The sequence below is a fragment of the Paenibacillus mellifer genome, assembly GCF_023195895.1.
Lineage (GTDB): Bacteria > Bacillota > Bacilli > Paenibacillales > Paenibacillaceae > Fontibacillus > Fontibacillus mellifer.
In genome coordinates, this window is sequence record NZ_JALPRK010000010.1 from 124,674 (window position 1) to 139,066 (window position 14,393).

The 14,393-nt window shown below is 52.1% G+C and carries 9 protein-coding genes; 8 read left to right on the top strand and 1 reads right to left on the bottom strand.

Annotated elements, in window-relative coordinates; genetic code table 11:
* The first annotated feature begins 48 nt into the window (after positions 1 to 48).
* From M0651_RS12770 to M0651_RS12790, 5 genes are all read left to right on the top strand, one after another.
* Positions 49 to 948 carry a carbohydrate ABC transporter permease gene (locus M0651_RS12770; RefSeq protein ID WP_248552117.1) on the top strand — a complete coding sequence of 300 codons (900 nt, stop codon included), beginning with the start codon at positions 49 to 51 and terminating at the stop codon, positions 946 to 948.
* Positions 945 to 1,787, top strand: coding sequence for a carbohydrate ABC transporter permease (locus M0651_RS12775; RefSeq protein ID WP_248552118.1), 843 nt, complete (start codon positions 945 to 947; stop codon positions 1,785 to 1,787). Before M0651_RS12770 ends, M0651_RS12775 begins: the two co-directional genes overlap by 4 nt.
* A 68-nt stretch (positions 1,788 to 1,855) precedes the next feature.
* A complete protein-coding gene (locus M0651_RS12780) occupies positions 1,856 to 2,842 on the top strand; it encodes a glycoside hydrolase family 43 protein (RefSeq protein ID WP_248552119.1) in 987 nt (328 codons plus the stop codon).
* A 222-nt stretch (positions 2,843 to 3,064) separates the two neighbouring features.
* On the top strand, positions 3,065 to 4,609 hold the full coding sequence (locus M0651_RS12785; protein ID WP_248552120.1) for a response regulator transcription factor: 1,545 nt from the start codon (positions 3,065 to 3,067) through the stop codon (positions 4,607 to 4,609).
* A gap of 430 nt (positions 4,610 to 5,039) precedes the next feature.
* On the top strand, positions 5,040 to 7,907 hold the full coding sequence (locus tag M0651_RS12790) for a glycoside hydrolase family 3 protein (RefSeq protein WP_248552121.1): 2,868 nt from the start codon (positions 5,040 to 5,042) through the stop codon (positions 7,905 to 7,907).
* 110 nt (positions 7,908 to 8,017) lie between these two features.
* On the opposite strand, the gene M0651_RS12795 is transcribed toward M0651_RS12790, so the two are convergent.
* On the bottom strand, positions 8,018 to 8,923 hold the full coding sequence (locus tag M0651_RS12795) for a helix-turn-helix transcriptional regulator (RefSeq protein WP_248552122.1): 906 nt from the start codon (positions 8,921 to 8,923) through the stop codon (positions 8,018 to 8,020).
* Between the two features lie 131 nt (positions 8,924 to 9,054).
* Between M0651_RS12795 and yicI the strand changes: the two genes are divergently transcribed.
* From yicI to M0651_RS12810, 3 genes are all read left to right on the top strand, one after another.
* Complete coding sequence (gene yicI / locus M0651_RS12800) at positions 9,055 to 11,373, top strand: alpha-xylosidase (protein ID WP_248552123.1); 2,319 nt, start codon at positions 9,055 to 9,057, stop codon at positions 11,371 to 11,373.
* A 148-nt stretch (positions 11,374 to 11,521) separates the two neighbouring features.
* The gene (locus M0651_RS12805; protein ID WP_248552124.1) at positions 11,522 to 13,297 is read left to right on the top strand and encodes a sensor histidine kinase; all 1,776 of its coding nucleotides are present in this window, start codon (positions 11,522 to 11,524) and stop codon (positions 13,295 to 13,297) included.
* 101 nt (positions 13,298 to 13,398) lie between these two features.
* Positions 13,399 to 14,379: an ABC transporter permease gene (locus M0651_RS12810; protein WP_248552125.1), complete on the top strand. Its 981-nt coding sequence runs from the start codon at positions 13,399 to 13,401 to the stop codon at positions 14,377 to 14,379.
* Positions 14,380 to 14,393 lie beyond the last annotated feature (14 nt).

Below are 14,393 nucleotides of genomic sequence, written 5' to 3' on the forward strand. Positions count from 1 at the left end.
GCGAGCTACTCCATCCGGAGTAGCTCGGTTTAAAAAAGGGGTAGGGCGATGGTCAAAAAATTCCTTTACTCACAAAAGGTGGCTCCTTACGTATTTATTTTTCCGTTTGTGCTCGTGTTCCTTATCTTCTGGGTGTATCCGCTGGCCAGCTCCTTCGGGATGAGTTTCCAGAAGGTCACCTTGGGGCAGGAAGCGGCGTGGATCGGAATGGACAATTACGAGAAATTAATGGGCGACGGCATTTTCCTTAAAGCGGTTGTGAACAGCGCCATCTACATGGTCTTAACATTAGTGATCCTGATTCCGTTTCCGATGCTGTTTGCCGTATTGATCAACAACAAGTTCATGTGGGCCAGGGAGTTTTTCAAATCCTCGTTTTTCTTCCCGGCCTTGACCTCGGTCGTGGTGGCGGGGACCATTTTCCGACTGATGTTCGGGGAAATGGAAGGTTCGTTGATCAATAGTTTCCTTGGGTTGTTTGGCGTGGAGCCGATCAAATTCCTGAAGGGTCAAACCACCGGTTTTATTGCCTTATTGGCTTTGGCGACCTGGAGATGGACCGGGGTGAACATGCTTTATTTCTTATCTGGGCTTAAGAATATCCCCGACGAATATTACGAGGCCGCTTCGATTGACGGTGCCTCTCCTTTTCAGCGATTTATGAAGATCACCATGCCGCTGTTGAAGCCAACGACCATTTATGTATTAACGATTAGCATTTATGCCGGCCTGGCGATGTTCATCGAGAGCATGATGCTCTGGAACGGCAACAATTCTCCGAAGAACATCGGGCTGACGATCGTCGGCTATTTGTACCGCCAAGGAATCGAGAAGAACAACTTGGGGTATGCGGCTGCCGTCGGTATCGTGCTTCTCGTCATTACGATGGTCATTAACCTGACACAGCTGGCCCTTACCGGCATGTTTAAGAAGGAGGAGGAAGCATGACGAATTCAACCCGCGGCTTGCCGATCAAAATCGTCCTGTTTGTGTTTTTTGCCTTCTTGTGCGTGCTGATTCTCCTGCCGTTTTACGCCGTGACGCTGGCTTCATTTAAGCCAGGTGAGGATTTAATTCGGTACGGGCTCAATTTACGGTTTGATCTACCTGCTATGAGCTTTGATAACTTTGTTTACCTGTTTACAGGTAATCATTCTTATTTTATGTGGTTTTTTAATTCATTGCTGTTAACTGTCCTGCAAGTGGTATTGACCCTATTGGTCAGCGCTACGGTGGCGTATGGATTTTCGGCTTATGAGTTTAAGGGGAAAAACGTCCTGTTCGTTTGCGTGCTGCTAATCATGATGGTTCCGTTCGAGATCCTGCTGCTGCCGCTGTATACCTTAACGTACGATATCGGGCTGATGAACTCCTATTCGGCCATCATTCTACCGGGGATTGCCAGCGCGGCGACGATCTTCTTCTTCAGACAATATCTGAGGGGAATTCCCCGGGAAATTATCGCCGCCGGCCGCGTTGACGGAGCAAGCGAGTACGGGATCTACGTGCGGATTATCTTGCCGGTGATGAAGCCTTCTTTTGCCGCAATGGCGATCCTCAACGGTATGAATAGCTGGAACAACTTCCTGTGGCCGTTTATGGTCTTGAGCGACGCGAACAAATATACGTTGCCGATCGGTCTCAAAACATTGCTGACCCCTTACGGCAATAACTATGATTTGCTAATCGTGGGTTCGTTTTTCTCCATCATTCCGATCTTCATTTTGTTTATTGGTTTTCAGAAATACTTTATCGACGGGATGACGGCAGGAGCGGTCAAAGGATAGAACGGAAATAACGCCTGAGAAGAAGGCCGGAACAGAACTAAATCACAGAGGGAGAAGGAGAAACCGAGATGAGTCACAAGCAGGAGTACATGAATCCGATCGTGGAGCAGCGGGCAGATCCATGGGTTTACAAGCATCAAGACGGGTATTATTACTTTACCGCTTCGGTTCCCGAATACGACCGGATCGAAGTCCGTCGGTCAAAGACACTGCAAGGATTGGGCGATGCCAAGCCGGCCGTGGCCTGGCGCAAATATGAATCTGGCCCGCTGAGCGCCAACATCTGGGCGCCGGAAATCCATTTTATCGATGGAAAATGGTATATCTATTTTGCCGCAGCGCGGACGACCGAAACGAATGATGGTTTGTTTGATCATCGAATGTACGTACTGGATAACGCTTCTGCCAATCCGCTCGAAGGCGAATGGGAAGAGAAAGGGCAGGTCCGCACGCGCTGGGAGTCGTTCGCGCTGGATGCAACGACGTTCGAGCATCAGGGAGAACGTTATTACGTTTGGGCACAGAAGGACCCGAAGATCGAAGGTAACTCTAATCTCTATATCTCCCGGATGAGTAATCCATGGACTTTAACCGGAGAGCAGGTGATGATCTCCACGCCGGAATACGATTGGGAAACGATCGGCTTCAAAGTAAACGAAGGACCTGCGGTGCTGAAACGAAACGGGCGTATTTTCATCAGCTATTCGGCCAGTGCCACGAACCATCATTATTGTATGGGTTTGCTCTCCGCCGATGCATCTGCGAATTTGCTCGACTCCGGATCCTGGACGAAATCGCCGGTCCCGGTGTTCGCCACCAATGAGTCTGCCGGACAGTTCGGACCGGGTCATAATAGTTTTACCGTCTCGGAAGACGGGCAGGACGTATTGGTCTATCATGCCCGTAATTACAAAGAGATCATCGGCGATCCGCTGTACGACCCGAACCGTCATACGCGGGCACAATTTCTGGAATGGAACGAAGACGGTACGCCGAATTTCGGTGTGCCGGTACCGGACTCATCCCCTGCGGGGAAAATAGGCCGAGACGGTTGAACCCGTGACTAGCCGCGGGTTTGCACGGTTCAGGCAGGCTGCTCTGCACTCATCAAAGGATGGGGTGGGGCAGTTTTTTGTTTCTATGCATCAAAATAGTGCAATAAATCAACAGAATAATGTTTGTGAATTAAGCAAAAATTGAAATATAATAAATTGTAAACGCTTTATTACTCTTACTAGCTGGAAGAACGAAATTTTTTCCGGTCGGAGGAATGCCTAATGATTAAAGTGCTTATTGTTGACGACGAACCCAAGCTCAGAGAAGGCCTACGTACGTTCATCGATTGGGAAGCTTGTGGCTACGAAGTTGTGGATACGGCGGCGAACGGGAACGAAGCACTGGATAAATATCAGCGATACCGTCCTGACCTGGTGGTGGCCGACATTCGTATGCCGGGGATGGACGGGCTGCAATTGATTGAAAAGCTCCGTATGCAGGACCCGCTCCTGCATATTTTGATTCTTAGCGGGTATGCGGATTTTAGTTACGCCAAGAAGGCGATGACTCAGCGGGCGGATGGTTATTTGCTTAAGCCGGTGGATGAGGATGAACTGAAGGATTATCTATGGAAAATCAAGCTGACGATTGATGAGGAGAAGGCTTCCCAGCAGTGGAAGCATGTCACGACGGAGTGGAACCGTGAGTCCCTGATTCAGTCCGTGCTGACCGGTGAAGAAGACGATGATCCTGCCCCGCTATGCGAGCGAGCTGGTGAGGTTGGCATCAGTGGCAAGGTGTTTCAAGTCCTGCTACTTACGGCGAAAATCGAAGGGGACACCGATGCCCAAAGCAATGCGCTCGTCCGTAAAGCGCTGGTTCGTTTGTTTGAGGAACCCGGCCGGGGTTGGGTGTTCGCGATTCATGCGAAGCTGGGAGTTCTGATCAAGGAGCCGCTTCTATCGGTTGAACTCGGAGGCATTTACCGCGAGCTGGCGGCTGAACTGGCCGGCACGGGGATCCGTTTCTCCGTGGCGCTAGGCGAGAAGGTCGGTTGCTTGACGGAGATTCGGGGATCCTATCGGACGGCGTGCGAGCTCGTTCGGCATCATTTTTGTCTGGATCAGGGAACGATCTTGACTCCGGAAGACTTGCGGTCCGGAATGGCTGCGGAGCCAGGGCATTCGACCGAAGAACTGGGTGAACAGCTCTTTTACGCGGTAGACATCGGCAATCGGGATGTCGTGAAGTCTTTACTTCGCCAACTAGGCGAAGCTTATATGTCCGAAGGCGCGATGGAGAATGAAATCAAGAACCGTTACGTAGAGCTGTTGACGACGATCTACAGCAAGGCACTGAAGCAGTCGCCTGAGCTGCAAAGCCGCGGGAAGGAGTTCTCCGACGGTTTCTCCAAGATACAAAAAGCCTATTCAATTATGGAATTAAATGGGCAGGCGGAGGGCCTGCTGCAGCAGATTATGAATCAGCTTGGCGAAGACGGGAAACACCGCGAAGTCAAAATTATGCTAGACCTCATTCATCGGAATTACAGCGATAACCTTAAATTGGAGACGTTGTCCGGCATTTTTAACTATAACAGCGCTTATCTAGGTAAGTTGTTCAAGAATACGACAGGCGAATATTTCAATACGTATCTTGATAAAGTGCGGATTGAGAAAGCGAAAAGTTACCTGGAAGAAGGCTTGAAGGTGTACCAAGTGGCCGAAAAGGTCGGATACACGAACGTGGATTACTTTCATAGCAAATTCCGCAAGTACGTCGGCACATCTCCTTCTGCTTACCGAAAGCAGTCCAACCATGCTTGAATCTTCTCCGGGGGGGTGGGGGGATGTATGCCATCCGCTCTCTTGTGACGATTATCCCGTTGCATCAGGGAGTGGAGAAAGAGAAACTGAAATGCTTCCCTTCTTGTTCGCCTTAGCAGCCCGTATGTTCCAGCAGTTGATTAAGCCGCTGCTGGAATGTACGGGTTTGTTGGCGTGCGGTTAGCTGGCGGTATGTGATCGAACCCTATTCCTGAATGAAAGGGATAATCGCCGAGGGAAGGGGGCGGAGTACCCTGTGGGGTTGCGCCGCCGATGCGATATTTTTATATGAAAACATCGCTAATCTTCCGTGTATCGCAACCAAAAGCGGCGGGCTATGATAAGATTGGCGAACCCACGCAGGAACAAGCAGGACTTAATTATTAAGCGCTTACAACGAAATTATAGAGGATGGAAGCGAGGTAATCGTATGACGAACAAAACGTACCCATATCCCTATCAAAACCCTGAATTGCCGCTGGCGAAGCGGGTGGATGACTTGATCTCCCGATTCACCCTGGAGGAGAAAGTCGAGCTGATGTGCCAGTTTCAAACCGAAGTGCCACGGCTCGGCGTCAAACCATACAAACACGGCACGGAAGGCGCGCATGGCGTAGCTTGGCTGGGAGAAGCGACGTCTTTTCCACAAAATACAGGTCTGGCCTGTACCTGGAATCCTGAGTTAATGCGTCAAATCGGTTCTGTGATCGGGGATGAGGCGCGTGTGTATTTTCAACGGAACCCGGCAGTAAACGGCTTAACGATCTGGGCGCCGACCGTTGATATGGAGCGCGACCCGCGCTGGGGCCGGACGGAGGAGGCCTATGGCGAAGATCCCCACCTCACGGGAGCGTTGACGACCGAGTTGGTGAAAGGGCTGCAAGGGGACCACCCGTTTTATTACAAGGCCGTAGCTACGTTGAAGCATTTCTACGGGAACAACAATGAAGTTGACCGGGGCAGCGATTCGGTGAGCATTGATCCTCGGAATAAGCGAGAGTATTACTTGAAAGCGTTTGAGCGTACATTCCGGGAAGGCCGGGCTGGTTCGATGATGACGGCTTACAACGGGATTAACGGTACGCCATGTAACCTCAACAACGAAGTAAACGACATCGTCAAAGGCGAATGGGAGATGGACGGATTTGTCGTTGGCGATGCCGGCGATGTGATAGGGACGGTGATGGATCACCGCTACGTGGAATCTTACGCAGAAGCGGTGGCTGGAAGCATTAAAGCGGGCATCGACAGTATGACGGATGATCAGCCGATCATGTTCCAGGCGCTGCGGGATGCGCTGGAGCAAGGCTTGCTCGCCGAGTCGGACCTGGACCACGCGCTTCGCAACGCCTTCCGCGTTCGATTCCGTCTAGGCGAATTCGATCCGGAGGAGCGGAACCCGTACAGCCGTGTACCGGAGCACAAATTGTGCGCACCGGAGCATGCGGCTCTATCGTTGACCGCCGCCCGCGAATCGATCGTGCTTCTAAAGAATGAAGGCTTGCTGCCCTTGCCGCATACTTTAGGTTCGTTGGCCGTTGTCGGGCCGCTGGCCGATGAAGCGATTACGGACTGGTACAGCGGCACGCCGCCTTACCGCGTAACTCCGCTGCAGGGCTTGAAGGAGAAAATGGGCGAGCGTCCCGTATTCTTTGGAACGGGTCTGGATCGGATTCGCTTGCGCTCCGCAGCGACCGGCAAATATGTCCGGATCATGTCCGGTGAAGGAGCCGTATCGGCTCTGGCGGCAACCGGCGAAAACGCGGCCGATGCGGCGGTATTCGAACGGGGCGATTGGGGCTGGGGTTCGAGCACATTGCGTTCGGTGGATACCGGCAAGTTTGTAACCGAGACCGATTCGGGGTTGCTGACAGCGACGGCAAACGAAGCCGGCGGCTGGTTCGTGAAGGAAGTGTTCGACTTTAGCGTGGCTTCAAGCGGCAAGGTCGAGATGAAGGCGTGGAACGGACGGCCTATCGTTCTGAACGAGCGCGGCGGGCTGATCGCAGTTGGCGAGAACGTTTTTGATAATGCCATTAAGGTCGATAGCCGCTTGCCAGGGGAACAGTGGATTGTGGAAATCGTAGAGAATGGGATGGAGAAGGCTGTGAATGCGGCCAAATCGGCGGAGACGGCGATTGTTGTCGTGGGCAACAACCCGTTCATTAATGCGAAGGAAACGATTGACCGCGCTGACATTGTGCTGCCTCCGACGCAGCAAGCGCTGATTCAAGCGATACGCGCAGCGAATCCGAATACAGTGGTCGTCATTGTCGGCAGCTATCCGTTTGCAGTCAATTGGGAGAACGAGCATGTGCCGTCGATTTTGTTTACCTCCCACGCTGCCCAAGAGCTGGGCCATGCCGTGACCGACGTGCTGTTCGGCGACTATAATCCGGCGGGACGCCTTAATATGACCTGGTACCAATCGGTGAACCAGCTACCGGAATTGAAGGATTACGACATTATTAAGGGCAAACGGACTTATCAATATTTTGACGGAAAGGTCCTATACCCATTTGGACATGGGCTTAGTTATACGACGTTTGAGTATAGCGGACTTACGCTGGATCGGACGAAGGTAAACCAAGACGGCCAGGTTCAAATTTCGTTTGATGTGCATAATGCCGGTAAAATGGCCGGGGATGAAGTGCCGCAGCTTTATGTGCGAATCGGGCAGTCTCGAGTGCCGCGCCCGCTGAAAACGTTGAAGGGCTTTACTCGCCTACATCTTCAGCCGGGAGAAACGAAGCAAGTTACGTTTACGCTGAAGGCGGAAGAGTTGGCCTTCTGGGATGTGACCCGGGATCGCTATTGTGTGGAGTCGGGAGAATATACGATGATGGTTGGACCTTCCTCGGAGGTCATAGCCCTCACGGCTACGCTTCAAGTGGAAGGCGTAACTATACCGCCGCGTTCACTGCGTGAACCGGTGCGTGCGGTGAACTATGACGATTACGAGCAGGTCTTCCTGGATGAATGCCGTGAAGGCGGTGAAAGCATCCGGTTAAAGTCCGAGCGAGGATGGATTGCTTTCCGCGATGTCGAGTTAAACGAAGGAACATTTCGCTTTGAAGCGCGGGTATCGGGGAACTTGAAGGGCGGCGAAATCGCCGTGGCGCTCGATTCCCCGGACGGCGAGGCTGTAGTAAGCTGCAAGCTCTTGCCTACCGGCGGGCGTCAAGCCTGGACGACGGTAACTGCTGAAGCCGCGACAGGTTTGTCGGGCCGGCATGATGTATACCTGCATTTGCAAGGAGAAGTGCAAATCAGCTGGTTCCGACTGTATGACATTTGATCACGTACCTTGCTACCGGATTTCCTCCGTTCTTTTGAGCCAAACTATAACAAAACGAAAAATTAGCTGGAAATAGCTCCAGCTAATTTTTCGTAATGATGGGGTGGGCGCTAAACCCCTACCGGCGCCAGCAACCGCTTGCGGAATTCCGAAGGTGAGCAGTTCATCGTCTTGCGGAAGACACGGATAAAGTAGCTGATGTTGTCAAAACCGACTTCCAGCGCGATATCGGAGATTTTGCGCTCCGGCTCGCGGAGCAGCTCGGCGGCCTGGCGGATCCGGTACGAATTGATGTAGTCCATCGGCGTCTGCCGGGTCATCGACTTGAAGAAGCGGCAGAATTGGCCTTCGCTCATCGGGATCAGTGCCGCCAGCTCCGCTAACCGGATCGGATGGCCGTAATTCTGCTGGATATGCTGAATGACCTTTTTCAGCCGGTCGATCTTGGACGATTCGCTGCGGCTGTTGCCAATGGAGCGATTAACAGCCCGGCCCGTTGCGGCGGTCTCCGCCAGCATCAAGTAAAGATGTCCTTTGACGGCGCCTTCAAAGCCGGGTGATTCGGTGCTGCAGTTGCGCATCATGGCTACGATATGCTCCAGCAAGGCGAGGCTTGCCGCTTCCTCACGCCGAATATGACGGGGGAACGTCGCCTTTCGTTCTTGCAGCGGCAGCACAAGGTTCTCCTGAACCGCGTCATAATGGGCGCTGGCCAGAAGTTGCGTATCGAAGACGAGGGTGAAGAATGCGCAGCCCTGTTCGCCGTGCGCATGCGCGGCATGAATATCGCCGCCGTCGATAAACACCGCTTCCCCGGCTCGTACCGAGAAGTAATCGGTATCGACTTGAAACAGCGTTTCTCCTTCGAGACAGTAGAAGAACTCCGCCTCGTCATGCCAATGGCAGTCGATGACGTGTTCTCCAGGGCCGTAGCGGTACCAATAAGTGCCGAACGGCAGCCGTTCATTGCCGTGACTTTTGCTCTCCTTCAGGGAGCGGCGAAGCGCTTGATCCATTTTTTCACCTCGTCAAAATAGTGTTATATTTTCACTTGATAGTGTTAGTTTAGATTTCACAATATCAGTATAATGCAAGTATAGAACGTTTTCATCCGAAAAACAATGTGACGAAAGGCGGGTTTTCCTATATGAAGTTTACTGATGGCAACTGGCTGATTCGCGACGAATTTACGCTCTCCACCGCGGTGCAGGCCTATGATTTCCAGGTTCAAGACCATACCTTGATCGCCTCCGCATCGACAACACCGATCCGCGGCCGCGGCGACATGATTAATACGACATTACTGACAATGCAGTTCCACTCCCCACTACCAGGTGTGATTGGCGTAAAGCTGATCCATTTCGCCGGGACGGTCGACCATGGTCCGCATTTTGAATTGGCGAAGGGCGGCGAGCATGCCGAAATCACCGAAAACGAACAATACGCTGAGCTGAAGAGCGGCAGCCTGAGCGTCCGCATTAATAAGGGCCCGCAATGGTCCGTCGATTTCTATCGCGGCAGCGAGCGGATTACCGGCAGCGGTTTCAAATCGATGGCGCACATAACCGAAACAGGCGGAAACACCTATATGCGTGAAGAGCTAGACCTGCGCGTCGGCGAATGGGTATACGGCCTAGGTGAACGTTTCACCTCGTTCCTCAAGAACGGACAAATCGTCGATATCTGGAACAAGGACGGCGGTACAAGTTCCGAGCAGTCCTACAAGAACATTCCTTTTTACGTCACCAATAAAGGGTATGGCGTATTGGTTAACGACCCAGGTGCGGTTTCATTTGAAGTCGCATCAGAAAAGGTGAAAAAAGTGCAATTCAGCGTTCCCGGAGAATCGCTGGAATATTTCGTGATCGATGGTCCGGAGCCGAAGGACGTGCTGAACAAATATACCGATTTGACCGGCAAACCATCGCTGCCGCCGGCCTGGAGTTTTGGTCTGTGGCTGACGACCTCTTTTACGACCGATTATGATGAAGCTACGGTGAATTCCTTCGTGGACGGCATGGCCGAACGCGACTTACCGCTGCACGTGTTCCACTTCGACTGCTTCTGGATGCGCGAATTCCACTGGACGGATTTTAAATGGGACGAGAGCGTATTCCCGGATCCGGTAGGTATGCTGAAACGCCTGAAGGAAAAAGGCCTGAAAATCTGCGTATGGATTAACCCGTATATCGGCCAACGCTCCCGTTTGTTTGAAGAAGGCAAGAAAAACGGTTATCTGGTGAAAAAAGCGAACGGCGATGTTTGGCAGTGGAACTTATGGCAGCCGGGTATGGCGCTCGTAGATTTCACGAATCCGGAAGCTTGCGAATGGTTTGCGGGATACTTGCGCGAATTGGTCGACATGGGCGTCGATTGCTTCAAAACCGACTTCGGCGAACGGATTCCGACGGATGTCGTGTACCACGACGGCTCCGATCCTGTGAAAATGCACAACTACTACACGTATCTGTACAATAAAGTTGTCTTTGAAGTGCTCGAAGAGAAGCTGGGCAAAAATGAAGCCGCCTTGTTCGCCCGTTCCGCAACTGTTGGCGGGCAGAAGTTCCCGGTCCATTGGGGCGGCGATTGCTACGCCGATTATGAATCGATGGCGGAAAGCCTTCGCGGCGGCTTGTCGCTCGGTCTCGCCGGCTTCGGCTTCTGGAGCCACGATATCGGCGGGTTCGAGAATACAGCGCCGGTGCATGTGTTCAAACGCTGGCTGGCCTTCGGTTTGCTGTCAAGCCATAGCCGCTTGCATGGAAGCAGCTCGTACCGCGTACCTTGGGCTTACGACGACGAAGCCGTGGACGTAACCCGGTTCTTCACCAAGCTGAAATGCCGGTTGATGCCGTATATGTTCGACATCGCGGTGCAAGCGACGCAACAGGGGGTACCGACGATGCGGGCGATGTTCCTCGAATTCCCGCAGGATCCGGCTTGCGATACGCTAGACCGTCAATATATGCTGGGTGACTCGCTGCTTGTCGCGCCGGTATTCAGCGAACAGGGCGACGTTTCTTATTACCTGCCGGAAGGCCAATGGACCCACTTGCTGTCCGGACAGACGGTAGAAGGCGGCAAATGGCGCAAAGAGAAATATGATTTCTTCAGTCTGCCGCTGTTCGTTCGCCCGAACTCGATTCTGGCGACGGGCGCAAATGATGTTCGTCCGGATTATGATTATGCGGACAGCGTGGAACTGGGCATGTACGCCATCGAGGATGGAGCAACGGTATCCCGTACGGTTCGTAATGCGAAAGGCGATGCCGAGCTTAACGTTACGGTCGTTCGCAGCGGAAAACTCGTGAAAGTGACGGCCGAAGGCGCCGGCAAATCGTTCTTCGTCACGTTGCATAGCATGGGCGAAGCGGCCGCGGTGCAAGGCGCGGTACTTGCAAGTAACGGCGCGGTGGAAGTGGCTTCCTTCAGCGGCAAAACCGAACTGCAAATCACCTTGAAATAATTGGTCCTGGACCATAACCATATCGGCTGGGTAATTTAATATGTGACAGGCATCCCTGGCGCAAGAAACAAGCGTCCAGGGAATGCCGAAATATCCCCTTTTCCCCTTAAAGAAGGGGATATTTCCATTTATGTGAGAGGTGATCCGATTGATAAGTAAACTGATTCGCATCACCAATAACCTGAGACTGAAGCATAAGCTGCTCATTTCCTATATCGTCGTGGTCATGATTCCCGTCCTGATCGTCGGGGTAGCTGTAACCGCTTACTTCCGCGATCAAGCGATGGAGCGGGCGATCGCGCAAACTACGAACAACGTTGAGAAGGTGAAGACGCGGACCGCCACGATGCTCCGCGTACCTACTGATATCTCCGATTATTTTATGCTAGATAACAAGCTGGAGAAGATGGTAAACACCCGTTATCCCAGTGTGCTGGAGCTGACCAAGGCCTACCTTGAGTATAAAGATTTCCGCAATTATGACAGGACCTATCGCGAGGTTTCGGGGATCCGTTTTTATTACGACAACCCAACCTTAATCAACAACTTGGAATTAGTCCCGGTGAACGAGGAGATCGCGGGCATGTACTGGTATAAGCAGGCGATGAAGAGCAAAGATATCGGGTGGTTCTACATCAACGACAATCAGGAAGTCCCGGTGAAGCGGCTAAGCCTGGTTCGGCAAATTTCCTTTGAAGGTACTAGGAAGAGCGGGGTACTCATGGTCATCATGAACCAAGAGGAACTCAACCGGATGCTGCAACAGGAGCCTTTTGAGACGATGATCACCGATGATTTGGGTTATGTTGTCGCCGCTAAGAATCCGTCGTACGTCGGCAAGACACTGGAAGACCTTGATTACGGCATCGATTTACGGACGCAGCAAAAAGGGACATTTAAAGTAACGATCCAAGGCGTTCCGTCCTATCTCGTGATCGACACCTTGACGCCGGAATCCAGCATGAACGGATTGAAGTTCATTTCCGTGTTTGCGACAGAGCCGATTGTTAAGGACGCGAATACCGTAAGCCTAATGGGACTTTTTATTATTATCCTCGTATTGCTGATCGCACTGATCTTCGTGTATATTGTTTCATTCCTGACCACGAAGCGAATGCTGCGGCTGAGCCGCCATTTGAATCGTCTGGCTCTGGGGGATTTCCATGTTGTGTCGCGAATCGACGGCAACGACGAAATCGGACAGCTGTCACGGCAGTTTAACTATATGGTGGACAGCATCCGCCGGCTCATGGATCAGGTTGTGGAGAAAACCGAACAAAACAATGCGCTGGAGCTGGCTCAGCGGGAGATCAAGCTAAAGATGATGGCCAGCCAGATTAATCCGCATTTTCTGTTCAATGCGCTGGAGTCCATCCGGATGAATGCCCATATGAAGGGAGATAAGGAGATCGCCAACGTGGTCCGGCTGCTCGGCAAGATGATGCGCAAGAACCTGGAAGTCGGGCGGGAGAGCATTCCGCTGAAGGAAGAATTGGAAATGGTTCGCTCTTATCTGGAGATCCAGAAGTTTCGTTATGAGGAACGGTTAAGTTATACCCTATCGATTGATCCAGAAGCCAATATCATTCGGGTACCACCGCTGATCATTCAGCCGCTGGTGGAGAATGCCGTCGTCCACGGGGTAGAGGATAAGGAAGAGGGCGTGCATGTCGAAGTGAACATCGAAAGGGACGAGGACCGGGTTCGGGTTACGGTGCGTGATAATGGGATGGGCATGACGCCGGAACGCCTTCGTGAGGTGACGAGCTTTATATCGGGCACTAAAGAGCCGGAGCAGAAGCGGATCGGACTGCGCAACGTCCATCAAAGACTGGTCTTGTCCTATGGGGAAGAGCATGGCTTGTGCATCGTCAGTGAATACGGAATCGGCACAGAATTTACCTTTACGATTCCGTTGGAGTGAATCTCTAATTTTTATATGGTTTTGTTCGAAATCTCTCGGGTATTTCGCAGGCCCCCCTTGCCTTATCATAAAGCTATAGCAGACAAGGGGGGAGAAAAGAGATGGAAACGCTGTCAACTCAGCCTGAAACCAGAAATGTAAGCGCAACCCCTACGCCGCCGAAGAAGCGGAAGAACGGTATCTGGCGGAGCATCTTAAAGCAAAAGTACTTGTACTTAATGTCCATACCATTCGTCATCTGGTTGTTTGTATTCAACTATTTGCCGGTTTGGGGATGGACGATGGCTTTCCAAAAATATAAGCCGGCGAAATCCTTTTCCGAGCAGGAATGGGTAGGATTTAAGAACTTCGTGGACCTGTTCCAGGATGAACGGTTCTACCTGGTACTCCGCAATACGCTGGCCATGAGCTTAATGGGCCTGATCGCAGGATTCGTGGTCCCGATTACCTTTGCGGTGCTCCTGAACGAGCTGCGCGGCAAATACTTCAAGCGGACGGTGCAAACGGTCTCCTACCTGCCGCACTTTGTTTCCTGGGTTGTCGTGGGGGGGATCATTACAAAAATGCTCTCGATCGACGGCGGGATCGTCAACGAGGTTTTGATATCCCTGCACATCATCAACGAGCCGATTCAATTCATGGCCCAAGGGAAATGGTTTTGGGGGATTGTAACCGCTTCCGATGTCTGGAAAGAAACCGGCTGGAACGCCATCATTTATTTAGCGGCCATCACCGGTATCGATAAAGAGCTTTACGAGGCGGCTAAGGTCGATGGGGCCGGACGCTTCCGGCAAATCTGGAATATTACGCTTCCGGGTATTCGGACGACGATTTCGGTGCTGCTGATCATGTCGATCGGTCATTTGATCAGCATCGGGTTTGAAAAACAGTTCCAGCTCAGCAACTCGCTGCTTACCGACTATTCCGAAGTGCTGGACATGTATGCGCTGAACTACGGGATCAATATCAGCCGCTTCTCGTACGGCACGGCGATCAGTATGTTCACTTCCGTGGTCAGCATTATCCTGCTGCTCACCGCCAACGGGATCATGAAGAAAACAACCAAAGAAAGCATCATGTAAGGAGGGGGAGACGA